The following is a 25,884-nucleotide window of genomic DNA, read 5'->3' on the forward strand; positions in this document are numbered from 1 at the left end:
CCTTCTTTCTGTTTCACACTTTAACATAGCGAAAAAAAAAAAGAACAAGACTTTTGTCGGCAGGGAAAAAAAGTGTTCGCCAATTTTTTCAACCGATCGACCCGGCGAACGGGAACATGATATGAGCTCCATAGAGATACAGCCAAAAAGAAAAGGAGATCGCAGGAACAAAAGGAAATGGCTCATCTAATCGAAACGAAAAAACCTTCGCATAGACGATTCCAGCGATACACGAGAGGAAAAGAATGAGAAGGAATGGCTTGAATCCTAAGCAGAATGCAAGCACTCCGAACAGCTTCATATCAGCTCCGCCCATGCTATTTGGCTTGAACCGATCTAAACTATAAAACAAGAGAAAGCAAAAAAGAAGCGAAGCCGCTCCTTCCCACCAAATAAGTAGAGGTTCAAGCGTGCGGTATATGACGAAAAGAGGGAAAAAGAAGAGAAACAGCTCGTTTGGCACCCTCATATAAAGGAGATCGCTCACGACAGCAATCACAAATAAACTACAAAGAATCACAAGGAAAAGACCTTCAAACGAAACACCAGCGATTCTATATATGAGCAAAAAAAGACTGCCTGACAGCAGCTCAACCATTGGATATAGTAAAGACAGCCGAGTGCCGCAATGTTTACAAGTCCCCCTCAATAATGCATACGAAACTAGCGGGATCATCTCGCGCAAGGAAAGCGGCTGTTTACAGGCTGTGCAGTGAGAACGAGGAAAAAGAATAGACCGCTTCAGTGGCAGCCTTTCACCAACTAAATGAAAGAACGACCCCATGGTGATGCCTGCAAGAAACACAAAAATGCCAATCATATTCAGTAACCCCTTCCGGAAATAGAATATCCCGGATTGTACCATAGCGATTCACCTTGAACACCTAATGAAAATGTGATTCTCCCCCCTCTTTTACATTTCAAAAGAAAAAAGACGCACATTACATAGAAGAAATTGCGTCTTTTGATTACCTTAAAATACGATTTCGAACATCTGAGAAAAAGTGTACAAATACCTAAACCCTTTCCCTTCAAATTCACAAATTTTTGATCAAATATGACAAGATAATAAAGCAGATATCCTAACAAGAAAGAGCACAAGATCGAAGCTTACCCGTCCTATATAAAATCTTCATATACTTAATCTTGCAATTATTTTTACGCCCGTTTTGTAAGATGAGCACTAAAATTAACACCATATATTATCTCAACTACACTTCCATCACTATTAAATAATTAATTATTTAATAGCGGCTAGAATATTTCCCCATTATTTTCATCCTTATCATTACCTTGATCGTCTTCATTTTCTTCTTCATTTTGCTCTTCATGAAATTCAATACTGGTGTTTCCAGTAATATTGTCAAAGGGAGTATAGTAAACACCTATGCTTTTCCCTAAAATAATTCGTTTAAAAAGGATTACAACTATTAAAACAACTATTAATAACATAAAAGAAAGAAGTACTCCACTAATAATAAACAAGTTATTCCTCCTTTCAGATGAAAATTGAGGGAAAGGGTTTTAAAAATTAAATTACAATCTGTTAATTTATAAATTAATACTACGCGATACACCTTTTCATCTATTTTACTATATAGTTATATTAAACCCAAAATAATCCATCCCAAAAAAGCAGCAGTCATTACTTGAATTGAAATTTGATTAAAAATATCTCATAAACCATCATTGAGGGAATAAGAAGGGGCGGGCATCGAATTAAATATGTTTACTCCATGTAGAATTCCTTCCCGTCATCAGCGCTTCAACTTGAGTATCTAGTAAACCGGCTCATTTACATTTCCAAAGAAAAAGACGCACATTGCATAAAAGCAATTGCGTCTTTTGATTACCTTAAAATACGATTTCGTATATCTGAAATAAAATAAAGAGAGCCTGTCACAAGAATCACCGCTGAAGGATCATCACTTTTTTTCTGAATGAACTCAAGCACTGTACGAGGGTCATCATCATACGACTTTGCGTCTAACTGACTGCATACATAAAGATTTTCAGCTGATTCGGCTCTTGGAAAATCAAATGAAACAAAATGGATAGAAGAACTAACGGCTTCAAGCTTTTGAATCATTTGCTTGTACGGCTTGTCTTTTAAAGCACTAAAACATACATGCACCTGTTTACTAGAAAAATGAGCTTGTACGGTTTCAATTAAACGGTCGATCCCTTCTTCATTATGAGCGCCGTCTAAATACACTGAAGGCTGATCTTTAACCTTTTCAAATCTCCCAGCCCAAACTGCCTGCCGAATGCCCTCATATATTTGCTCTTCTGTCACGCTAATATAGCCTTCCTGCTCCAGCCATTCAATGAGTAAAACAGCAAGAGAAGCATTTTGCCTTTGATGCGTTCCAATTAATCCTGTTTCAAGCTGCGGATACTGCCCTCTTGATGTGCGTAATGTGAAACGTTCCCCTGTTTCTGTCGGCTGCTGCTCATCAAAACTACAAGTATCATGTAATGAAATACATTTGGTATTCTTTTCTTTGGCTGTGTTTTGAATGACAGCAAGAGCTTCAGGCTGGTGAACTGCCGTGATCATTGGAATACCCTCTTTGATAATGCCCGCTTTTTCAGCTGCAATTTGTTCAAGTGTGTCACCTAAAATGGCCATATGATCATGACCAATCGACGTAATCGCTGTTAAGATAGGCAGAGCAATATTTGTAGAATCAAGCCTTCCGCCAAGCCCTGTTTCCAAAAGGACAAAGTCTACTTGGTGCACATGAGCAAAATAAGCAAATGCACATGCTGTAATGATTTCAAATTCTGTTGCTGCACCAAGCTCTGTTTGATCTAATTCATCAACAAGAGGCTTGATTTTATTCACCAAACTCAGCCATTCTTCATCCTCTATAGGCACTCCGTTCACGCTGATTCTTTCATTGAACGTTAGTATAAATGGGGAGGTAAAAGTTCCAACTGAATAGCCGGCTGCCTGTAAAACAGAACGTGTAAACGCAATGGTTGATCCTTTACCATTTGTACCTGCAACATGTACTGCTTTTATGCTTTGTTCCGGATTTCCTAGTCTGTTCATCAGCCATTTCATTCGTTCAAGACCCGGTTTTACGCCAAAGGCCAGTCTGCTGTGAATCCACTCAATCGCTTCATGATAGGTTGTAAACAATGTCATCTCTCATTTCATACGAAATTTTCAAAAAAGACGACTCCATTTCATTAGGAGCCGTCTTTTTAACCTTATGCTTTCAGCTCTTCAATACGCTTTTGAACAGCTTCGCGTTTTGCGACATAATCACGTTCTTTCGCACGCTCTTCTTCTACGACACTTTCAGGCGCTTTTTTCATAAAGCCTTCATTGCCAAGCTTTTTCTGTACTCGTTCCACTTCTTTTGTCAGCTTATCAAGCTCTTTTTGCAGACGAGCAATTTCTTCATCTAAGTTGATTAAGCCTTCAAGCGGCAAAATGAGTTCTGCTCCAGAAATAACAGCCGTCATCGCTTTATCACTAGCTGGGACATCTGTGCCAATTTCAAGAACACTTGGGTTCGTGAAGCGCTCAATATATGAACGATTTTTCTCTAAACGTTCCTGAACATCAGACGTAGATGCTTTAATGTAAAGCTCAACTTGTTTGCTCATTGGCGTGTTCACTTCACTACGAATGTTACGAACAGAACGAATGAGTTCAACAAGCAGCTTCATATCAGCAGAAGCTTGTTCGTTGGAAAGCTCCGGCTTCACTTCAGGCCATGCCGCTACAGTAATGGACTCACCTTCATGCGGTAGATGCTGCCAAATTTCTTCTGTTAAGAACGGCATAAACGGATGTAGAAGTCTCATCGTTTGATCTAATACATACGCAAGGATCGAACGAGTCGTTTTCTTCGCCGCTTCGTCTTCACCATAAAGCGGAAGTTTCGCCATTTCAATGTACCAATCACAGAAATCATCCCAAATGAAGTTGTATAAATGTCTGCCCACTTCACCGAATTCATACTTGTCAGCAAGCTGTGTGACACTTTCAATTGTTTCATTTAAGCGTGTTAAAATCCATTGATCAGCAACTGATTTTTCTCCTGATAAATCAAGCTCATCATACGTTAAACCATCCATATTCATTAAAGCAAAACGGGATGCGTTCCAAATTTTGTTCGCAAAGTTCCAAGTAGATTCAACCTTTTCAAAGCTAAAACGAAGATCCTGACCTGGTGAGCTTCCTGTTGCTAAGAAATATCTTAATGAATCCGCACCGTATTTGTCGATGACCTCCATTGGATCAATTCCATTGCCAAGCGACTTACTCATTTTACGTCCTTGTTCGTCGCGGATGAGCCCATGAATGAGGACATCTTTGAACGGTTTTTCTCCTGTGAATTCAAGACCTTGGAAGATCATGCGGGACACCCAGAAGAAAATGATGTCATAGCCTGTTACAAGCAGATTGGTTGGATAGTAGCGCTTGAAGTCTTCACTGTCTGCATCCGGCCAGCCCATTGTAGAAAACGGCCAAAGCGCTGAACTAAACCATGTATCAAGCACATCGTTATCCTGTTCCCAGTTCTCAATATCTTCTGGTGCTTCAAGTCCAACGTATACTTCTTTTGTTTCTTTATGATACCAAGCCGGAATGCGGTGTCCCCACCATAGCTGACGAGAAATACACCAGTCACGGATATTTTCCATCCAATGTAAATATGTCTTCTCAAATCGGTCTGGAACAAATTGAACTTGGTCGTCTCCTTTTTGCAGATGAATGGCTTCGTCTGCCAGCGGCTGCATTTTCACAAACCATTGTGTCGATAAATACGGTTCAACAACAGCTCCACTTCGTTCACTATGACCAACTGAATGCATGTGGTCCTCAATTTTGAACAAAATGCCTTCCTCTTGTAAATCCTTCACAAGCTGTTTGCGGCATTCGAAGCGGTCCATTCCTTTGTATTGCAGGGCATTCGCATTCATTGTGCCGTCTTCATTCATGACAAGAATACGCTCTAACCCATGGCGGTTTCCAAGCTCAAAGTCATTCGGGTCATGAGCAGGTGTAATTTTCACAGCACCTGAACCAAACTCCATATCGACATAGTCATCACCGACGATTGGGATTTCACGGCCTGTAATTGGTAAAACCACTGTTTTTCCAATCAAATGCTGATAGCGTTCGTCATCAGGGTGTACGGCTACGGCTGTATCCCCCAGCATAGTTTCAGGTCTTGTTGTCGCAATTTCAATTGAACCTGTTCCATCTGAAAGCGGATATCTCAAGTGATAAAACGCACCTTGAACATCCTTATAAATCACTTCAATATCAGAAAGTGCCGTTTTCGTTGCTGGATCCCAGTTAATGATGTACTCTCCGCGATAAATAAGCCCTTTTTCATACAATTGAACAAACACTTGGCGAACAGCTTTATTCAGACCTTCATCTAAAGTAAAACGCTCACGGGAGTAATCGAGACCAAGGCCCATTTTTGCCCACTGGCTGCGAATAAAATCTGCATATTCTTCTTTCCACTTCCACGTTTCTTCTACAAATTTCTCCCGGCCAAGGTCATACCGGCTTACGCCTTCTTCGCGAAGCTTTGCCTCGACTTTTGCTTGAGTCGCAATACCGGCATGGTCCATACCTGGAAGCCAAAGAACGTCATAGCCCTGCATCCGTTTCATACGTGTCACGATGTCTTGAAGTGTAGAATCCCATGCGTGCCCAAGGTGCAGTTTTCCTGTCACGTTTGGTGGAGGAATGACGACTGTATATGGATCTTTCGTTTTGTCATTTTGTGCTTCGAAGAATTTCCCTTTAAGCCAGTACGTATAGCGGTCTTTTTCAATCGCATTTGGATCGTACTTTGTTGGCATTTCTTGATTATTTGTTCCCATTTGTGTAACCTCCACATTTTTTCGGCTGATGAAACATAAAAAAAAGCCTTTCCATCCTTATAAAAGGACGAAAAAGCTTTTTCGCGGTACCACCTTTTTTCACGAGACACATACACGTGTCCCATACACTCTAAAGGATAACGGGGTTCTCCCGAATTTCTCTACTTGTTCATTCAAGAAATTAAGCTCACAGGCGACCTTCCAAACAAGTACATCCTAGGAAACCTTTCAGCTCTTGGCTTCCCTCTCTTTAGGGTCTTGCTCGTACTCTTCCTGATCCACGCTTACGATATATCACGTTCATCAGCACATACTCATCTTTTATTAATATTACTAAATGCCTTTTGTTTTCGTCAATCATCTTTTCCGCTTTTCTTCTTCTTTATACAAAATGGGCAGGCACCCTTCGCCCTTTTGCCCATATGATAATAACAAAATGAAGAAGGAGGGCGTTTGATTTGAAGAAGATCAATCCTTACACACTTCCCCCCTGGCTGAGACAAATTCGGGCAGTTGCTTCCCAAGTCGTTCTCCCGATTGCTATATTTCAAGGATTTCGTACGATCATTTTCCCTACGACATTTGACGTCCTCATTCTAGGTATTCTTATTTTTCTCGCCTGTGCCTTTCATCTTGATTGGTTTTAAAAACTCATGCTTATGTACCTGCCCATATAATGCCAACGAAGCATAACCTCGTCATTCCGCCGATGACGAGGCACTTTGTTCTTCTTCAAGCCGTCTAGCCTGCTCAATCTCGTGAATCTTCATGACGGTCGGCTCTGAATTTTTCATCTGCCAATACGCTCTTAACAGCTGCTGGCAGCTTTCCATTTCATCCTGCCCGCCTGCTTCATAGGCTTTTACTGTATCAAACAGACCTTGCGGATAAGCAAGGTAGCTTAAGAACAAATGCAGTTCTTCCTCCCGCAGAGGATTTCCTTTTTGATACGTATAAAACAAGGAAGTGCATTCAGGACAAGACGTGGGATAGGTTTTGAAAGTCCGAAAGTAAAAGGTCAGAAGATCATAAATGGGGGCGGCTTTTTTAGACCGCTCGAAATTAGTGAAATGTCCTGTCCCTACATCATTATACAAAAAGTGATGGATCGATAGCTGCCCATGATTTAGCACAACACGCGTTGTCTCTTTGTCTTTCATTTCTTCATACCAATCTTCTAAACGTTCAAGCGCAAATTCACTGGCAGACATCGCCTCTGAAAAATACATAGCAGCGGCCAGCTCAAATGGCGACATATACCACGTTTGTTCTGCCCGCTCTATGAATCGTTCATACATGTCTTTCTCTGTTTCCCATTTGGTCTTGATTTGGGTGTAATGCGCTTCTATCTCTTGCTCTGTGATATCCATCATGACTTCAGTCCGCTTATGAAGTCTCGCAATCTCTTGAAATAAATATTCGTGCTTATCGTCCTGCTCTTCTCTCTTTTCATTCGTCAGCCACGGCATAAGATAGTATGCATACTGGCTTTCCCGATGACTTGAGAAAAAGGAACCGCTCTTCGTCCGATAAATCGGCACAAAGGAGCGATAGCCCTTTGATTCCAGTTCAAGCATTTGTTCTGTAAATTGCATATGCCGGCTGGCTTTTACTCTTTTTAAGGCAAATACACCCTGCTTTGTATAGACCTTGATGACAGCAGGACTGACAGGTTCAATATATTCAGCCTCAAGCCCGTATTCGTATAAGACAGATTGGATTTCATCCACGTTCACTCACCACATTTTCTCGGTCAGTCATCGTTTGCTATGCATTGCTTTTTTGATATTCAGGAATATAAAGAATCTGCCCTTCCTCAAGCTCCGCATCAATCGATAATGAGTTCGTGCGAAGAAGCTGCTGCACATTCAACTGATATCTCTCACAAATACGATCGACCGTATCTTCCTGCTGAACTATACATATTTTCATGCGGGAAAAATCTTCCTCCTCCTGCTTAGCGAACAGCTTTGTTAAATAAAGAGAATTCTCACTGCCAGACGTTTCTCTCACGTCTTCTTCAAGCTCCTCTTCTTGAGCTGACTCATATATTTTAGGTGCTTCCCGTTCATATAACCGCCCGAGCTGATATTCGTCATCGTGCGCTTCTTGCTCAGGCTCCACTTGAAAAGCAGGTGATTCAAAAGCCGGATACGACTGTACCGTTTCTTCCTGCTCTTCAGCAGCTTCCGGATCCTTTCTCACTTCCACTTCAAAGAACGGATCTTCCCGCTCCTCTTCTTCTAAAAGCTTTGGCGGTTCAAAAAATGGCGGTTCCTGCACCTGAGCTTCAGGAATGGATCGATAGCCAGACGCCACCGCTTTTTCTTGGTTATTCGGCTGTTCCGGCTCTTCATGTTCTTCTAATTCTTCCGTTTCTTCGGGCGCTTCCTCTACTTCCCTCACCAGCTCTATCTCAATTTCTTCTTCCTGTTCCTCTTGCTCGGCGCGCGTGTCTTGTTGGAATACAGGCTGCTTCTCATCATCCTCACGCTCTTCGCCTTGCAGTTCTTCATGTTCTTCTTGTTCCGGCTGCAACTGATAATCATAGGTCATATCGCCATCATCCTCTTCAGGACGATGGACAAATTCATATGGCTCCTCTACAGGCGCTTGAGGCATTTCCTCGTCTAACAAGCCCTCAATGGCCAAATCAGCCTGAATGGTGAGCAAACGATTCTCTGTCAGCTGGTAATCAAACGCATCAATAAACACAAACACATCATTTAAATGACTAATTTTGTTCTTCGGAATGGTGATATCGACTGGAAATTGATGCAGAAGCTCCGCCGTTCCGTCTTCTCTGACCTTTACCTCATCTGCTTCCCTGTATGTTGGAAAGGAACTCAATTCACCCAATAGCTCCTCTTGATTTATGTTGTATTCTCCTGTTAGCTCGAGTGAACCTCTAATAGAAACATAATCATTCACTTCTTGAACGAGAATGTCAGGGTCGAGAGAAATTGACAGCAGCTCACTGACTTCCTGTCCGCTTTTGAAATAAATGGATTCTTCTACCGAAAACTGTAATCGATTGTTTTGAGACAAGTCGGTGTCCTCCTTTCATCTAATCCTTAAAAAATAAAATTAGATGTCAATACAGTTGTATGTGGGAGGAAGTGAAAATATGATTGGTTTTCTCCAATGCAAAAAAGCCGATATGTCTCCATATCGGCTTTTGTTTTATCGACGTAGTTTTTGAAAAACTTTTTCCACTGTCTCAATCGTATATTCAATGTCTTCATCTGTATGAGCTGTTGACAGGAACAGTCCTTCAAATTGAGAAGGCGGAAGGAAGATGCCGTGATCGGCCATTTCCTTGTAAAATTCAGCGAATAAAGCAAGATCAGCAGTTTTCGCTTTGTCATAATTGATCACTTCTTCATTTGTAAAGAAAAATCCGATCATGGAGCCCGCACGGTTAAACGTTAATGGAATTCCGTATGCTTTCGCTGCTTTCGAAATGCCTTCTTCTAAACGGTCACCTTTCCGTTTAAACTCTTCATAAGACTCAGGTGTCAGCTGTTTTAGGGTTTCTAAGCCTGCTGTCATCGCAAGAGGGTTACCAGATAACGTTCCCGCTTGATAAATTGGACCACTTGGCGCAATTTGTCTCATAATATCCGCTCTTCCACCATAAGCACCGACCGGAAGACCGCCTCCAATGACTTTACCAAGGCACGTCAGATCAGGTGTGATGCCAAAATAGCCTTGCGCGCAGTGATAATCCACACGGAAGCCTGTCATAACCTCATCAAAGATAAGCAATGATCCGTATTGCTCCGTGATATCTCTCAGTCCTTGCAAGAAACCTTCTTGTGGAGGGACAACCCCCATATTTCCTGCAACCGGCTCTACAATGACACCCGCGATATCGTCTCCAAATTCTTGAAAAGCAACTTGAATGCTTTCTAAATCATTGTACGGCACTGTGATTGTATTGCTTGCAGTCCCTTCAGGAACACCAGGACTATCTGGCAGTCCAAGCGTCGCCACTCCAGAACCCGCTTTGATGAGCAAAGAATCACCGTGGCCATGATAGCAGCCTTCAAATTTCACAATTTTATTTCTGCCTGTAAAACCACGAGCTAGACGAAGTGCACTCATCGTCGCCTCTGTACCAGAGCTGACCATACGAATGACTTCAATGGAAGGAACCCGTTCAGATACAAGTTTAGCTAATTCATTTTCAACTAACGTGGAAGCACCGAAGCTTGTCCCATACTCTGCTACTCGCTGAATGCTTTCAACGACACGGTCATTCGTATGTCCTAAAATAAGCGGTCCCCATGATAAAACATAATCGATGTATTCATTTCCATCAATATCATAGATCTTGGCGCCTTTGCCTCGTGCCATAAAAATCGGGTCTGTGTTGACTGATTTAAATGCACGCACAGGGCTGTTGACACCACCAGGCATTAAATGTTGTGCTTCTTCAAATGCTTGCTTTGATTTTTCATAGCTACGTCCCATTTCAACGTCCTCCTGTCTATCCGTTCTTTATTCTGAGAGCCATTTTGCTGCATCTTTTGCATGATACGTAATGATGAGTTCTGCTCCTGCACGTTTCATGCTTGTCAGCATTTCAAGAACAAGCTCTTTTTCAGAAATCCAGCCATTTTGAGCAGCGGCTTTCACCATTGCATACTCTCCGCTCACATTGTAAGCAACAACAGGGAGTGTAAATTCATTTTTAACATCACGCATAATGTCTAAGTATGAAAGAGATGGTTTGACAATTAAGAAGTCAGCTCCCTCTTCTACATCAGATTGCGCTTCTCTTAGTGCCTCTAAACGGTTTGCAGGGTCCATTTGATATGTTTTACGATCTCCAAATTGCGGTGTACTATGTGCCGCATCACGGAACGGACCGTAAAAAGCACTTGCATATTTCACCGCATATGACATGACAGGTACATGAATAAAGCCTGCTTCATCAAGTGCCTCACGAATGGCAACAACAAATCCGTCCATCATATTTGAAGGCGCGATGATATCTGCACCTGCACGCGCTTGGCTGACAGCAGTTTTCGCTAGTAGCTGAAGAGATTCATCATTTAAAATTTCTCCATCTTCAACGATTCCGCAATGTCCGTGATCTGTATATTGGCATAAGCAAGTGTCTGCAATGACCACGAGCTCTGGGAAATGCTTTTTGATTTCAAGCGTTGCTCTTTGAACAATGCCATGATCGTGATACGCCTCACTGCCTACATGATCTTTATGATCTGGCACACCAAATACAATGATCGATTTGATGCCAAGATCCACAAGCTCTTGGACTTCTTCTTTCACAAGGTCTACAGAAATGTGATATACACCTGGCATTGAAGAGACTTCTTTTCGGACATTTTCTCCCTCTACAAAAAAGATCGGGTAAATGAAATCAGATGGTCTTAAAAAGGTTTCTCTGACTAATTCTCTCATTCCTGCGCTTGTCCGCAATCTGCGGTGTCTATTAAATTTCATCAATGGTTCAACTTCCTTTCAGATAAACGGCACATTAAATCAAGCATTCCGTCTATCGTATAAGTATCTGGGGTTTCAGAAGAAATCCCGTATTGAAGCAGTGCCTCTTTTGTCAGAGGACCGATCGTCACAAAACAGGTGTCAGATGCAGCCAGCATCGCTGCATCTGCTTCCATCACATGCATAAAAGAATGAACAGTGGATGAGCTTGTGAATGTAATAAAATCAAATGATTGCTTCGTCATTGCCGATTGAAGAGCAGCAATTCCTTCCTCATCCTTGACTGTTTCATATAAAATCCATTCTTTTACCTCTATGCCGAGCGGAACAAGGGTCTCTTTCACCACATCTCGTGACAGATGCCCTTTTGCTACAAACACACGCTCTCCTGGGCGTACATGGTCAAGTAATGCATCTGCCAGCTCTTCCGCTATAAATCGTTCTGGCACCACATCCACCTTTAAGCCGTGCTGCTCAAGATAGGCAGAGGTTTTCTCTCCTACAGCAGCCACTTTCAAATGAGTTAAGCTCTTATGTAAATGATGGTCTTTTATGTAATTCAGATAAAAAGACGCACCATTCACACTCGTGAAAACAAGCCAGTGGCTATTTTCTAAGTCCTTTAAAAAGGCCTGTGCTTTTTCTTTTGTGAGCGTAGGCTCAAACCGAATAAGAGAGGTTAAAACCGCATGGCCGTTCAGCGCTTCAATCTTTTGCTGAAACACGCCCGCTTGACGTTCATTTCGAGTGACAAGCACCGTCTGTCCGTGAAGCGATTTGCCTATGCTCATTGAGACAGATCCTTTTTCACCTTGTCGATCAAATCCTTTGCTCCCTTATCGGCCATCTGCTTCGCACACGCTGTTCCAATTGCCTCAGGGTCAGTGCCTGTGACGGTTTCTCGAATAATCGTATGCCCATCAGCAGATGCAACAAGACCTGTTAGTTCAATTTCATGATGCTCATTCATCGTTGCATAGCCAGCGATCGGCACCTGACAGCTTCCATCCATTTGTTTGAGGAACGCTCTTTCTGCGAGGACCGTTTTCTTCGTATATTCATTCGTAAATTGAGCGAGAAGCTTAAGCAGCTCTTCATCATCCCCGCGGCACTCAATCGATAGCGCGCCTTGTCCAACGGCAGGAAGGCAAGTTTCAGGAGATAAAAATTCTGATACGACCTCTTTGCTCCATCCCATTCTGGACAGACCGGCAGCCGCTAGAATAATGGCATCATACTCTTCATTTTTCAGCTTTTCCAATCTTGTATCAATGTTTCCCCGGATCCATTTAATCTCAAGATCTGGTCTCTCCTGAAGAAGCTGGGCACTACGCCGTAAGCTGCTCGTTCCCACAATTGCGCCCTTAGGCAGTTCGCTAAGACTCAGATGATCCTTCGAAATAAGTGCATCCCGCACATCTTCACGCTCAGGAATACAGCCAATGACTAAGCCTTCCGGAAGAGCAGCCGGCATATCCTTCATGCTGTGCACCGCCATATCGATGTCATGATTCAGCATCGCCTGCTCGATCTCTTTAACAAACAGTCCTTTTCCGCCAACCTTAGACAAGGTCACATCTAAAATTTGATCACCCTTTGTTACAATTTCTTTTATTTCAAAAGAGTAAGAAGGGTTTAGTTCAGACAGCTTTTGAATGACCCATTTTGTTTGTGTAATTGCCAGCTTACTTCGTCTAGAACCTACTTTAATTGTACGCAATACTTCTTCCTCCCGACAATGCCTTTAAGACTCATCATTATTGAAACCAATGAAAGGTTGATAAGCTACCAAGCAGAAAATAATTAATCATCAGCACAAGAAATGAAGCGACATTCCAAAATGCCACGATTTTGCCCTGCATTTTTCTCACCAATCTGATATATAAGTAAAAGCCATATAAAAACAGCATAATAAACGAACCAAGCACCTTTGCATCTGTCCAGTACAACGTATCATACGAAATATATGCCCAAATGATGCCAAGAATTAAACTAAGCAAGAGCATTGGCACACCAATAATGTTTAATACGTACGCCATATGATCGAGCTTTGATAAGTCTTCGATTCTCAGAAGCCATTTTCCCCATTTTTTCTTTTTCAGTAAACGATATTGAAAGAGATAAAGCAGTGAAAACGCAAATGAAAGAGAAAAGGCACCGTAGGATAAAATCGCCATCGTAATATGAATCACGAGCAGTTCACTCGTCAGCTTCCCCGTTAGTTCTGCTGAATGGAGGTCAGATGGTGTAAAGGTGTGAATCGCCATCATGGAAAAACCGATCACATTTGTAAAAAAGACAATAAATTCAACGCGCAATACCTTTGTGAGCACAAGAGAAAGTGTCACAAGCACCCACGTATAAAAATATAACCCCTCTGCTACATTCAACACAGGGAATCGGTCTGTTTCCATCATAATATAGAACATGTAGACTGTTTGCAGCAGCCAGACAATAGAAAGCAACCAGAAAGCCATTTTTCCAGCCTTCCGGTTGTGTTGAAGAAAATCTATGAAATAGAACAAGACACTTAGTGCATAGATTAAGATCGTCGCTTCATTGAGTCTCGCTACAATGGATTCCATCATCGCTTAATCACTCACTGGCAACTGTAGCAAAGCCTTGTGCCATATTTGGTTTGAACAGCTGAAATGATCCTTGCTCCACCTGCATTGGCTCGACCTTTTGCTCTTCATCTTCAACCTGTAAATCAAAGATTTCTTTAAAGAGTAAAAGCTTTTCCTCTGCATTCGGCTCAGCGGCAATTTCTTTTGCCTTTAAGATAGGATCTTTCAGCATTTGGTTGATGATGCTTTTCGTATGTTTATTTAACAGCTTCATTTCACGGTTTGTGAGATTTGGAAGCTTCCGCTCAATACTCTGCATCGTATCAGCTTGAATTGTGAGTGCCTTTTCTCTAAGTGCAGAAATGACCGGTACAACACCTAACGTATTCAGCCATTGCTTAAATTCCACAATTTCTGCTTCAATCAGAAGCTCAACCTGCTCAGCCACTGCACGGCGCTCTTTTAAGTTGGCAGCCACGATACCTTCAAGGTCATCAATGTCATACAAAAAAGCACCTTCTACTTCAGAAATGGCTGGATCTAAATCACGGGGTACAGCAATATCCACCATAAATAGAGGTCTGCCCTTCCGCTTTTTATTCGCACTTTCGACCATTTCTTTTGTAATGACAAATTGTTTCGCACCCGTTGAGCTGATTAAAATGTCCGCTTCGGATAATGTTTTTTCTAATTGGTTTAAGCTCTTAGGCTCTCCTGAAAAACGACCGGCCAATTCCTTTGCCTTCTCAAACGTTCGATTGATGACCGTTACTTGGCCAATTCCTTGACCTTGAAGGTTTTGAGCCGCCAATTCGCCCATTTTGCCCGCACCAAGAATCAGGACATGCTTATCAGAAAGACGTCCAAATATTTTTTTAGCAAGCTCAACAGCTGCATAGCTGACAGACACAGCATTAGATGCAATATCTGTTTCCGCATGAGAGCGTTTTGCAACGGTTACCGCCTGTTTAAACAAATAATTGAAAACGGTACCAATGGTCTTCTCCTCTTGAGCTACTTTAAAGCTGGAACGCACCTGACCGAGTATTTGCGTTTCGCCAATCACCATGGAATCAAGTCCACAGGCCACACGGAATAAATGCTCAACCGCTCCATCGTTTTCATAGAACTTCAAATACGGAGAGACATCTTCCTTTTCTAAACCGAACCAATCGGCTAAAAATCTTTTTATATAAAACCGTCCAGTATGAAGCTGATCTACTACTGCGTAGATCTCTGTTCGATTACATGTTGAGATGACGATATTCTCTAGAATGCTTTTTTCTTCTTTAAGCTTGGACATCGCTGTTCCGAGCTCACTCGGTTCAAAGCTCAGCTGTTCCCGTATCTCAACAGGGGCTGTTTTATAATCTAAACCCACAACAAGAATATGCATAACTTCAGCTTGCACCCCCAACGCCCTGTCTAATTTATAATAATTACAATATAGAATTTATTATTTATAATGATTATAACATATATTCATTTTTAACTGGATAAAAATTGTGAACAGATTTCAAAAATGTTGTGATATAGTAGAAAAATGTTCGACATCAATTATGCCATATCATCACTTCAAGCAATTTACCAGATTTGGCGCGTGCGGACAAATGATCTGCTTAAAAGAAGGTGACATCTTTGAAGAAGAAATCCATTTTGCTGCCGCTTACTTTACTGGCTGTAGCGCTATATGCCATTCTCTCAGGAGGTCAATTTGACATTTGGAAGGATCAAGAGAAATGGTATACACTTGTACTGCTTTTTGGTCTCGCTTTTTTATATCAAGGAAAAAAGGAGCAAGAAAGCGCTCATGTGTTTATCGGTATGCTCATGACAGGCCTTTCGCTACACTTTATTCTTCAGCCAAAATGGGACCACTGGCCAGACACATTTACGATGATTGTGTTCATCGTAGGACTTGCCCTCTTTGTGAAATCATCTCAGAAAAAAGAATATCGTATTGAAAGTGTTGTACTGATCGCACTCGGTCTGTTCCTTTATTTCTTTCAGCAAATTACAAAACAGCTAAGTTCCCTTTCGATCCCTACTTCCGGTTTTGAATTGTACTGGCCCTATGTACTGATTGCTGTCAGTCTCCTCTTATTATTTTTAAAAAGGAAATAACTTATACAATAAAAAAGGCATCTGCTCATGACAGATGCCTTCAGCGTGAAGACAAACCCTCGCATTCTGTGTCAGTCCTGCGTGCTGGTGCTCACGAATAGCAAATTCGCTCCAGTACTCGTCCTTTCTAGACTTCAAGGGTTTTCATATCACGCTAAAAGAAGACAAAGATAAAAAAGGCATCTGCTCATGGCAGATGCCTTTTTTAGCCGTTTACTTTCGCAAGGATCGCATTCCAGGCTTCATCTTTCCCCTTTTTTGTTTCAGAAGAGAATAAGATGAGTTCATCTGATGGGTCAATGTCGAGCGTCTGTTTGACGACTTTCGCATGTTTTTCCCATTTGCCTTTTGGAATTTTATCCGCTTTTGTTGCAATGACGATCACGGGAACTCCGTAATATTTAAGGAATTCATACATGTTCACATCATCTACTGATGGTTTATGGCGCAGATCCACAATTTGGACGACTGCTTTTAATTCTTCACGCATTGTAATATACGTTTCGATCATTCTACCCCAGGCCTCGCGCTCTGTTTTTGATACTTTGGCAAAGCCGTAGCCCGGAACGTCCACAAAATGGAGCATATCATTAATAATGTAGAAATTAAGCGTCTGGGTCTTACCTGGTTTAGAAGACGTACGCGCTAAATTTTTACGATTAATTAATGAGTTGATGAACGAGGACTTCCCAACATTTGATCGTCCAGCAAGCGCGATTTCAGGCAGTCCGCCGCTCGGATACTGCTCTGGTTTTACCGCACTAATGACGATATCTGATTTTGTTACTTTCATCTTCCCTCTCCTACCAACGCTTTCTCAAGCACCTCATCTAAATGTGAGACCGGAATAAAGGTTAATCCTTCTCTCACACTTTCAGGAATATCATCAATATCCTTCTCATTGTCCTTTGGAAGAATAATGGTTTTCAATCCTGCACGATGTGCGCCTAATGCTTTTTCTTTTAGTCCGCCAATCGGAAGCACTCTTCCTCTTAACGTTATCTCTCCTGTCATACCAACCTCTTTTGACACAGGACGTCCTGTGAGTGCTGATACAAGAGCCGTCGCAATGGTGATACCAGCTGATGGCCCGTCCTTTGGAACCGCACCCTCTGGAACATGGATATGAATATCGTGCTTTTCATTAAAATTAGGATCAATGTTCAGTTCATCTGCTTTGGAACGAATATAACTGAATGCCGCCTGTGCAGATTCTCTCATGACATCACCAAGCTTACCTGTTAACAAGAGCTTGCCTTTACCAGGCGAGAGTGATACCTCAATTGATAAGGTGTCTCCGCCAACAGTCGTATACGCAAGTCCTGTGACAACCCCCACTTGGTCTGTCGTTTCAGCCTGACCATAACGGTAAAGTCTTTTTCCGAGAAATTCAGATAAGTTCTTTTCCGTCACTGTGATGCGTTTGCGGTCTTCAGCCACAATTGCTCTTGCTGCTTTACGGCATATCGCCGCAAGCTGACGCTCTAATCCACGAACACCCGCTTCTCTTGTGTAATAGCGGATCGTATCATAAATCGCGGCTTCACGAAGCTGCAAGTTCCCTTTCTTTAATCCGTGCTCCTTTAGCTGCTTCGGCAGAAGATGATCTTTCACAATCTCTGCTTTTTCAACCTCTGTATACCCTGCAATCGTGATAATCTCCATTCTATCACGAAGTGGACCTGGAATGGTTGCTAAATTGTTGGCAGTCGCAATAAATAACACCTGAGATAAATCAAATGTCTCTTCAATATAGTGATCGCTAAAGTTGTGATTTTGCTCAGGGTCCAGCACTTCAAGCATCGCAGAAGACGGATCACCTCTAAAATCAGAGGACATCTTATCGATTTCATCTAAAAGAAACACCGGATTCATTGTGCCTGCCTTACTCATCCCACGAATGATACGGCCTGGCATCGCTCCTACATACGTTCTTCTATGTCCACGAATCTCAGATTCATCACGCACACCGCCAAGAGAGATACGGATAAACTTTCGGTCAAGTGATTTAGCAATCGATTTGGCAAGTGACGTTTTCCCTACCCCAGGAGGTCCTGCTAAGCAAAGAATCGGTCCTTTTAATGAATTGGTCAGCTTCTGTACAGCAAGGTATTCAAGCACACGTTCTTTGACTTTTTCCAGCCCATGATGCTCATCATCTAAAATTTCACTTGCAAGCTTTAAATCTAGACGATCTTCTGTATAGATGCCCCATGGAAGATTGATCAGCCAATCAATATAATTTCGAATGACAGAGCTCTCCGCAGAGCTTGAAGGAATTTTTTCATAACGGTTCAATTCTTTTAGCGCCGTTTCACGAACAGAATCCGGCATGCTGGACTCTTCGATTTTAGACATTAATGAACTGACTTCGCCTGTTTTCCCTTCCTTGTCTCCAAGCTCCTTTTGAATGGCTTTCATTTGTTCACGCAAATAATATTCTTTTTGCGTTCGTTCCATTGAACGTTTGACGCGCTGTCCAATTTTCTTTTCAATTTCCAGCACTTCTTTTTCATTGTGAATTAAGCTGATGACACGATTCAGACGTTTTTTGACATCCACTGTTTCTAGCACTTCTTGCTTGTCCTTTAATTTGAGCGGCAGGTGAGATGCGACGATATCTGCCATTCTCCCCGGTTCCTCAATATCCGTCACCGTTGCATATGTTTCAGCTGAGATTTTCTTTGAAATTTTTATGTACTGATCAAAGTGATCTAACAAAGTGCGCATGAGTGCTTCTGCTTCTGCGTCCTTTAATTCTTCTTCTGCCAATTCTTTAATATCGACGGACGTATAGTCCTCAAGCTCCACGTATGATTCGATCTGCGCTCGATTTAAGCCTTCAACGAGTACACGAATCGTTCCATTCGGCAGCTTTAGCATTTGTTTGATTTTTGTGTAGGTGCCGACTTTGAAAATTTCCTCTTCACCTGGTTCATCTATTGAAATTTCCCGCTGTGTTGCTAGAAAAATCATATGATCGTTCATCATCGCCTGTTCTAATGCTTGAACAGACTTCTCGCGTCCAACGTCCAAATGCAAGACCATTGTTGGATAAACAAGCAAGCCTCGCAATGGAAGGAGCGGAACATTCTTTTTGATTTCATCTGCCATGTTGATTGACACCTCCGTCACTAGTATGAATCATTATAATATACCTGTTTCAGTCTTGTACAATGTAAAAGACTTGAGAAATGATGATCTTACCGTAGTATACCCTTTCTTTTTATCTTGAAAAAGAAAAAAAGGTCTATTTCACTAAAAAATCCCCATATGTGATGGGGATTAAACAGATTTTCTTTTCATTTCCTCTTCTAGTCCATCTTTCTTCTCGTCTGGCGGGTTGACCAAACACTGATCCAGCACTTCTTGGAAGTGCTTCACAGGCACAATGGTGACGCCTTCAATCTCTTTTAAGATCGACTGCTGGTTGTCATAAGGAATAATTACGGTTGTGGCACCAGCCTGCTTCGCCGCCTTAATCTTCGGTATCACACCGCCGATCGGCTTCACCTGACCCTGCAATCCGATTTCACCTGTCATCGCTGTCAGATGATCAATCGGGATTTGATGAATGGCAGAGAATATAGCCGCCGCCATGGCAATCCCAGCAGACGGTCCATCAATAGGGGCACCGCCTGGGAAATTAATATGGATGTCATATTCATTTGTCCGTATCCCTAAGTTTCTCAGCACTGTTAATACATTTTCAACAGACCCTTTGGCCATACTTTTTCGTCTAATGGATTTAGACTGACTGCCAATGCTTTCTTCTTCTGCAATGCCTGTAATATTGATACTGCCTTTTTCAAGCGCCTTACATATATTCACTTCAATCTCAAGCAAGGCCCCGCTGTTTGGTCCGTAAACAGCCAGACCATTCACTACACCGACTTTTGGCTTTTCCGGTACTTTTTGTTCATATCTTGGTGTCAACTGGCTCGAATGAATGACCCACTCGACATCGGCGATCGTGATGTCTTTTCGGTTTTCTGTGACAGCCATTCCAGCGGCGATCTGCACCATATTGACTGCTTCACGGCCATTTTTCACATATGAGGTTAACAGGTTTAGCCCTTCATCACTTAATTCCTTTTGAATTTTTTGGACAGCTTTAGCAGCGACAATTTTCAGTTCATGCTGGTCAAGGTCCTTAAAGAAAATTTCTAAACACCTCGATCGAATCGCTGGTGGAATTTCTTCAGGTGTTCTTGTCGTAGCACCAATCAATCGAAAATCAGCCGGAAGCCCATTTTGAAAAATATCATGAATGTGATTAGGAATTTGAGTGTTTTCCTCACTGTAGTAAGCACTGTCTAAAAATACTTTCCGATCTTCAAGGACTTTCAGCATTTTGTTCATTTGGATCGGATGCAGTTCGCCAATTTCATCAATAAACAGAACCCCGCCATGAGCATGCGTAACGGCTCCTTGTTTTGGCTGCGGTATGCCGGCCTGTCCCATCGCTCCTGCCCCTTGGTAAATCGGGTCATGCACGGAACCAATGAGTGGGTCTGCGATACCTCGTTCATCGAATCTTGCGGTTGTGGCATCGAGCTCTACAAATACCGCATCTTTCTTAAACGGTGAATCAGCATGACGTTTCGCTTCTTCCATGACAAGACGGGCAGCGGCTGTTTTACCAACACCCGGGGGTCCGTACACAATGACATGCTGAGGATTCGGTCCGCACAGCGCTGCTTTTAGAGCACGAATGCCGTCTTCCTGCCCTACAATATCTTGAAACCCCTTTGGCCGGACTCTCTCTGATAAAGGCTCACTCAGCTTGATTGACCGCATCTTTCTGAGTGCTTCCATTTCTTTTTTTGATTCTTTGTCTATCGTCACCTTTTGTGTGCGCTGATTTCGCAGTAAGTTCCAAAAGTACAGCCCGATGACGATACCAAAGAACAGCTGTATAAATAATACGATTCCTGTCCAGCTCAATCGGTGCTCCCTCCTTCATCTATCGTATGTATTGGTTTCTGTCTGCTAGTATTTCCTAGAGCTGGACGGAATAAACACATCTTCCACGATAAATAAAAAACTCCTGAATCAAAATGATTCAGGAGTGAGACTTCTCTTATGCAGATGTTTTTGTATCTTTATTAACGACTGTGCCATCCTTTAACACAAGACGCGGCGGCTCACCATCAGCAACCGTTGCACCAGTGATAACACATTTTTCAATATCATCACGAGATGGAAGGTCAAACATGACATCAAGCATGATGCCTTCAATGATCGAGCGAAGACCACGAGCCCCTGTTTTACGCTCAATTGCTTTTTTCGCAATTTCGCTAAGAGCATCTTCTTCAAATTCAAGCTCTACATCGTCAAGCTCAAGCATTTTTGTATATTGCTTAACAAGCGCATTTTTAGGCTTCGTCAAGATTTCTACAAGTGCTTTTTCATCTAACGGCTCTAGGCTTGCAATAACCGGCAAGCGGCCGATGAATTCTGGAATTAAACCGAAGCGAAGCAAGTCTTCTGGCAGTACTTTTGATAGAAGGACTTCTTTTTCAAGATCTTCGACTTTATTTTCCGCACCGAATCCAATTACTTTTTGACCTAAGCGGCGTTTGATGATTTGCTCAATCCCGTCAAAGGCTCCTCCACAAATGAAGAGGATATTCGTCGTATCAATTTGAATGAATTCTTGATGCGGGTGCTTACGTCCACCTTGAGGCGGTACACTAGCGACTGTTCCTTCAAGAATTTTCAAAAGGGCTTGCTGGACGCCTTCCCCAGATACATCGCGAGTGATAGAAGGGTTTTCTGATTTTCTTGCTACTTTATCGATCTCATCGATGTAGATAATGCCTTTTTCCGCTTTTTCTACATCATAATCCGCTGCCTGGATCAGCTTTAGTAAAATATTCTCTACGTCTTCACCAACATAACCTGCTTCAGTTAATGATGTAGCATCTGCGATCGCAAATGGAACATTTAAAATACGTGCAAGTGTTTGAGCAAGTAATGTTTTACCGCTTCCTGTTGGTCCAATCATAGAAATATTACTTTTCGAAAGTTCAACATCATCAATCTTGCTGTTGGAATTGATCCGTTTGTAGTGGTTATACACCGCTACAGCTAAGGATTTTTTCGCATTGTCTTGTCCGATGACATATTCATCAAGAATCTCCCGAATTTCATGAGGCTTCGGAACATCCTTGAATTCAACTTCTTCCTCAGTGCCGAGCTCTTCTTCAACTATTTCCGTGCAAAGCTCGATACATTCATCACATATATATACGCCAGGTCCTGCGACCAGTTTACGCACTTGATCTTGCGTTTTTCCGCAAAACGAGCATTTTAATTGACCTTTTTCCTCGTTGAATTTAAACATTCTTTCACCCCTTATTCTTCTTCACTTGCCTGTAGCTAACAGTCAGCTACCTTTCTGGGTCCAGTATGTATGCATTTTACCATACTTTCCTAAAAGACGGTAACGATGTGTTTCTAACACTGCACATTGAGATATGTATGACAGAAAGATGCGACTTACACTATCGTTTCCAAAAGAAGCGATGATAAGTCAAAAATTGTACAAAACAAGGCACGAGTCACTCGCGCCCTGTTTTATTATTATGCACCATATTAACGGTTTTCTACAAGAAAATCAATTGCTTTACGAACTTTTAAATCTTCTTTCATTGCTTCAGTAGAACCGATCGCTTGTTTGATATTTTCAATTGGCATGTTGTATGCTTCAGCCATTTTTGAAAGTTCTTCTTCCACTTCTTCGTCAGACACTTGTAAGTTTTCTGCAGCAGCAATTGCTTCAAGTGTTAGGTTAGATTTTACGCGTTTAGCAGCATCTTCTTTCATTTGCTCTTTCAGCGCATCTTCATCTTGTCCAGAGAATTGGAAGTAAAGCTCAAGGTTCATTCCTTGCATTTGAAGACGTTGTTCGAATTCTTTCATCATGCGGTCTAGCTCAGTGTCAACCATCGCTTGTGGGATGTCAACTTCCGCATTTTCAGAAGCTTTCGCAACTAGCTCTTCACGAAGTTTTCCTTCTGCTTCGTTTTCTTTTGCTTCTTCAAGACGTTTCTTCGTTTTTTCAGTTAATTCAGCAAGCGTTTCTACTTCTTCATCAACATCTTTAGCAAACTCATCGTCAAGTGCTGGAAGTTCTTTTGCTTTGATTTCATGAATTTTCACTTTGAATACAGCTGGTTTACCTGCAAGGTCTTCAGCGTGGTATTCTTCTGGGAATGTAACTTCTACGTCTTTTTCAGCGCCAGCTTCAAGACCAACTAATTGCTCTTCGAAACCAGGGATGAATGAACCAGAACCAACTTCAAGAGAGTAGTTCTCAGCTTTTCCGCCTTCGAATGCTTCTCCATCAACGAATCCTTCGAAATCAAGAACAACTGTATCGCCATTTTCGATTGCGCCTTCTTCTTTGACAACAAGCTCAGCTTGACGGTTTTGCATGCCTTTTAGCTCTTCTTGTACATCTTCATCAGTGACAGCTGTGTCGTCTTTTTCTACGTTAAGACCTTTGTAGTCACCAAGTTTTACTTCAGGCTTCACTGTTACTTTTGCAGTGAAGATTAAGCTTTCGCCTTTTTCGATTTTCTCAACATCGATTTCAGGGCGGTCAACTGGCTCGATACCAGCTTCGTCGATTGCTTTTGGATATTCAACTGGAAGAAGAATATCTAAAGCATCTTGATAAAGAGATTCTACACCAAAACGCTGCTCGAAAAGACCACGTGGTACTTTCCCTTTACGGAATCCAGGGATCGATACTTGCTTAACCACTTTCTTAAATGCATCATCAAGTGCTTTGTTAAATGTTTCAGCGTCAACTTCTACAGTTAGAACGCCTTCGTTACCTTCTTGTTTTTCCCATTTTACTGACATGTGTGTTTCCCTCCAAAAATCTATTCAGATTGTGCGTTGCTCCATTCTAAAGCATCATAAAGACTTCGTCCAATCAAAAACCACGCACTCCACTAAGAAGCTTGCATTATGTATACAACATTTGACTTGATTATACATATCGTCTTTCAACCGTTGGAATCTGACAACTGCACTATATATGCACAAATACAACCATTATATTATAACATAACAAGTCCGTCTTTCAACTAAATCGACAAATTACAAATAAGAAATTTCTTCAATATCTTTCAGCATTGTGCAAGCTTCTCTCAGCTCTCGTTCGTTAAATTCATACAATAGATGCAATTCTTCGAGTTCAATCTCAATCCCATGCATTTCATAGCCGACTTTATGAAGTGCAGCTGCCCAAAGACTCGGATCTGTGTACTTAGGAAGAAATGGATACAGCACAAATAAGTGCCGGCGCCATAGCTCTTCCACGCCTTGGTAAAGGGTTGGGTTCTCATTGCCGAGCGTGTCATCGAGCATACGAAGCACTTGCTGAAGAAGCGGCATCTGCTCTGGCTTTACAGCCTCAGAAGGAATAAGGGTTAGAGAATCACCGAATTTCGTCACATGAACCGGCTTTGCCACATCATGATCTGCCAGAAGCTGCAGGATCATTGATTTGACCAAAGGGTTCCCATCAGGATTTTGTAAGATTGTATTTAATAGACCCATGTGCGGTGTGATGTTCCGGTCTTTCAACGAATGGATGAACTGTACCTGTTCTTCCGGCCGCTTTAGCATGTCATCTATGTTGATCTCACTTCCGGCGTCCTCATCTTCATCTAGAATCTCTTCAGGTGATTCGATCATTTTTCTGCTAAATTCGAGCAGCTTGTAAAAATGTTCCGCGCTTTCTGCTGGAAGGTGGTTCTCCTCGAGCACAGCCTCAATCGTCTGTTTGACTTCTTCATATTCTTTCAGCTGAATTAAGATCGTCATATACACTTGTAGCACAGTGAAATAGTGACCATATCCTTCATGCAGCATTTTTTCACAAACACGCTTTGCATCCTGCAGCTCACCCAGCTCCAGAAAACAAATGGCCATTCCGAGGTGAATATCGGATTCTTCATCGTCATCATACGATTTTGCTTCTGAAAACAAGTGAAGCGCCTCTTGATACTGTTTATCTTTTAATGCTGCCATTCCTTTTTCAATCAGTCTTTCTTTCAGACCAGGAAACAAAATGACATTATCTTTCTTCTTGTCATGCTTCATGCTTACGTTCCTTTCGGGCGCATATTTTTTATCAGTTTACCAACGAAGATTAGTAAACACAAGTAACGAGAGGTTTTCATGCAAAAAAGAAGCCGTCACACCTCGGGCGGACAGCTTCTCGTTGCTTAGGCGCGCAGCCAGCTGCTGCGCTTTTCTTCAAATGCTTGAATGTCATCTTCTAATAGTAATGTTAAAGAAATCTCATCATAACCATTTAGGAGCATTTCTCTCCAGTGAGGATCGACTTGAAATGGGGTGATATTCCCTTCGTGATCTTCTATCTGCTGTTTTTCAAGATCAACCGTCATCTCATACCCTTTGTTCTCATATGACGCAGCGAAGTTTTTCCACACATCATAATCAAGACGAATTGGAAGCATCCCGTTTTTAAAGCAGTTTTGATGAAATATATCTGCGAATGATGGTGCGATGACGATTTTAAAGCCATAATCATCAAGCGCCCAAGGAGCATGTTCCCTAGATGATCCGCAGCCAAAGTTTTCTCCTGCGATCAAAATGGATGCTCCTTCATAGATCGGCTGATTCAGTTCGAAATCTGGATTTGGGCTGCCATCGGCTAAATAACGCCAGTCGAAAAAGGCAAAGCGGCCATATCCTGTTCGTTCGATTCTTTTTAAAAATTGCTTCGGAATAATTTGATCTGTATCTACATTGATCCGGTTAAGCACAGCGGCTTTCCCTTTATGAGTGACTAAAGGCTCCATCTATGACAACT

General features: G+C 42.0%; 21 protein-coding genes and 1 other annotated feature. Of the genes, 2 read left to right on the plus strand and 19 right to left on the minus strand.

Features of this window, described 5'->3' with window-relative positions; all coding sequences use genetic code 11:
- Positions 1-88: 88 nt before the first annotated feature.
- The 4 genes from ACLGGR_RS14970 to ACLGGR_RS14985 all read right to left on the minus strand — a co-directional run bounded on the left by ACLGGR_RS14970 (position 89) and on the right by ACLGGR_RS14985 (position 5,862).
- Positions 89-820: a prepilin peptidase gene (locus tag ACLGGR_RS14970; protein WP_410973369.1), complete on the minus strand. Its 732-nt coding sequence runs from the start codon at positions 818-820 to the stop codon at positions 89-91.
- A gap of 434 nt (positions 821-1,254) precedes the next feature.
- A complete protein-coding gene (locus ACLGGR_RS14975) occupies positions 1,255-1,485 on the minus strand; it encodes a DUF3951 domain-containing protein (protein WP_410973370.1) in 231 nt (76 codons plus the stop codon).
- 364 nt (positions 1,486-1,849) lie between these two features.
- Positions 1,850-3,154, minus strand: coding sequence for a bifunctional folylpolyglutamate synthase/dihydrofolate synthase (locus ACLGGR_RS14980; RefSeq protein WP_410973371.1), 1,305 nt, complete (start codon positions 3,152-3,154; stop codon positions 1,850-1,852).
- Between the two features lie 65 nt (positions 3,155-3,219).
- Positions 3,220-5,862, minus strand: a complete 2,643-nt coding sequence (locus tag ACLGGR_RS14985) for a valine--tRNA ligase (RefSeq protein ID WP_410973372.1) — start codon at positions 5,860-5,862, stop codon at positions 3,220-3,222.
- Between the two features lie 60 nt (positions 5,863-5,922).
- Positions 5,923-6,152: a binding site (T-box leader), on the minus strand.
- A gap of 168 nt (positions 6,153-6,320) precedes the next feature.
- On the opposite strand from ACLGGR_RS14985, the gene ACLGGR_RS14990 reads away from it, so the two are divergent.
- Positions 6,321-6,509, plus strand: coding sequence for a hypothetical protein (locus ACLGGR_RS14990; protein ID WP_003216497.1), 189 nt, complete (start codon positions 6,321-6,323; stop codon positions 6,507-6,509).
- Between the two features lie 51 nt (positions 6,510-6,560).
- On the opposite strand, the gene ysxE is transcribed toward ACLGGR_RS14990, so the two are convergent.
- From ysxE to hemA, 8 genes are all read right to left on the minus strand, one after another.
- Complete coding sequence (gene ysxE, locus ACLGGR_RS14995; protein ID WP_410973373.1) at positions 6,561-7,592, minus strand: spore coat protein YsxE; 1,032 nt, start codon at positions 7,590-7,592, stop codon at positions 6,561-6,563.
- A gap of 37 nt (positions 7,593-7,629) precedes the next feature.
- Positions 7,630-8,910, minus strand: a complete 1,281-nt coding sequence (locus tag ACLGGR_RS15000) for a LysM peptidoglycan-binding domain-containing protein (protein ID WP_410973374.1) — start codon at positions 8,908-8,910, stop codon at positions 7,630-7,632.
- Between the two features lie 135 nt (positions 8,911-9,045).
- A complete protein-coding gene (gene hemL, locus ACLGGR_RS15005; RefSeq protein WP_323648157.1) occupies positions 9,046-10,338 on the minus strand; it encodes a glutamate-1-semialdehyde 2,1-aminomutase in 1,293 nt (430 codons plus the stop codon).
- A gap of 27 nt (positions 10,339-10,365) precedes the next feature.
- Entirely contained in the window at positions 10,366-11,334 is a 969-nt protein-coding gene (gene hemB, locus ACLGGR_RS15010; protein ID WP_029706177.1) for a porphobilinogen synthase, read from the minus strand.
- Positions 11,334-12,125, minus strand: a complete 792-nt coding sequence (locus tag ACLGGR_RS15015) for a uroporphyrinogen-III synthase (RefSeq protein ID WP_410973375.1) — start codon at positions 12,123-12,125, stop codon at positions 11,334-11,336. The genes hemB and ACLGGR_RS15015 overlap by 1 nt, the downstream gene beginning before the upstream one ends.
- The gene (hemC, locus tag ACLGGR_RS15020) at positions 12,122-13,054 is read right to left on the minus strand and encodes a hydroxymethylbilane synthase (RefSeq protein ID WP_025092449.1); all 933 of its coding nucleotides are present in this window, start codon (positions 13,052-13,054) and stop codon (positions 12,122-12,124) included. The genes ACLGGR_RS15015 and hemC overlap by 4 nt, the downstream gene beginning before the upstream one ends.
- 37 nt (positions 13,055-13,091) lie before the next feature.
- Complete coding sequence (locus tag ACLGGR_RS15025) at positions 13,092-13,922, minus strand: cytochrome c biogenesis protein (protein WP_251216424.1); 831 nt, start codon at positions 13,920-13,922, stop codon at positions 13,092-13,094.
- Between the two features lie 7 nt (positions 13,923-13,929).
- On the minus strand, positions 13,930-15,297 hold the full coding sequence (gene hemA, locus ACLGGR_RS15030) for a glutamyl-tRNA reductase (protein WP_024427831.1): 1,368 nt from the start codon (positions 15,295-15,297) through the stop codon (positions 13,930-13,932).
- A 242-nt stretch (positions 15,298-15,539) separates the two neighbouring features.
- Between hemA and ACLGGR_RS15035 the strand changes: the two genes are divergently transcribed.
- The gene (locus ACLGGR_RS15035) at positions 15,540-16,025 is read left to right on the plus strand and encodes a hypothetical protein (protein ID WP_142945567.1); all 486 of its coding nucleotides are present in this window, start codon (positions 15,540-15,542) and stop codon (positions 16,023-16,025) included.
- Positions 16,026-16,230: 205 nt separating this feature from the next.
- On the opposite strand, the gene yihA is transcribed toward ACLGGR_RS15035, so the two are convergent.
- The 7 genes from yihA to leuD all read right to left on the minus strand — a co-directional run bounded on the left by yihA (position 16,231) and on the right by leuD (position 25,873).
- A complete protein-coding gene (gene yihA / locus ACLGGR_RS15040) occupies positions 16,231-16,818 on the minus strand; it encodes a ribosome biogenesis GTP-binding protein YihA/YsxC (protein WP_024423177.1) in 588 nt (195 codons plus the stop codon).
- Positions 16,815-19,139: an endopeptidase La gene (gene lon, locus ACLGGR_RS15045; RefSeq protein WP_095285529.1), complete on the minus strand. Its 2,325-nt coding sequence runs from the start codon at positions 19,137-19,139 to the stop codon at positions 16,815-16,817. Before lon ends, yihA begins: the two co-directional genes overlap by 4 nt.
- A gap of 171 nt (positions 19,140-19,310) precedes the next feature.
- Positions 19,311-20,972, minus strand: a complete 1,662-nt coding sequence (gene lonB / locus ACLGGR_RS15050) for an ATP-dependent protease LonB (protein ID WP_048239026.1) — start codon at positions 20,970-20,972, stop codon at positions 19,311-19,313.
- A gap of 136 nt (positions 20,973-21,108) precedes the next feature.
- On the minus strand, positions 21,109-22,374 hold the full coding sequence (gene clpX, locus ACLGGR_RS15055; RefSeq protein WP_024423180.1) for an ATP-dependent protease ATP-binding subunit ClpX: 1,266 nt from the start codon (positions 22,372-22,374) through the stop codon (positions 21,109-21,111).
- 251 nt (positions 22,375-22,625) lie between these two features.
- Positions 22,626-23,900 carry a trigger factor gene (gene tig, locus ACLGGR_RS15060; RefSeq protein WP_034279803.1) on the minus strand — a complete coding sequence of 425 codons (1,275 nt, stop codon included), beginning with the start codon at positions 23,898-23,900 and terminating at the stop codon, positions 22,626-22,628.
- Between the two features lie 240 nt (positions 23,901-24,140).
- Entirely contained in the window at positions 24,141-25,148 is a 1,008-nt protein-coding gene (gene ddcA / locus ACLGGR_RS15065; protein ID WP_034279801.1) for a DNA damage checkpoint antagonist DdcA, read from the minus strand.
- Positions 25,149-25,273: 125 nt separating this feature from the next.
- Positions 25,274-25,873, minus strand: a complete 600-nt coding sequence (gene leuD / locus ACLGGR_RS15070; RefSeq protein WP_410973376.1) for a 3-isopropylmalate dehydratase small subunit — start codon at positions 25,871-25,873, stop codon at positions 25,274-25,276.
- Positions 25,874-25,884 lie beyond the last annotated feature (11 nt).

It is taken from the genome of Bacillus sp. BD48 (genome assembly GCF_046566805.1).
GTDB lineage: Bacteria > Bacillota > Bacilli > Bacillales > Bacillaceae > Bacillus > Bacillus safensis.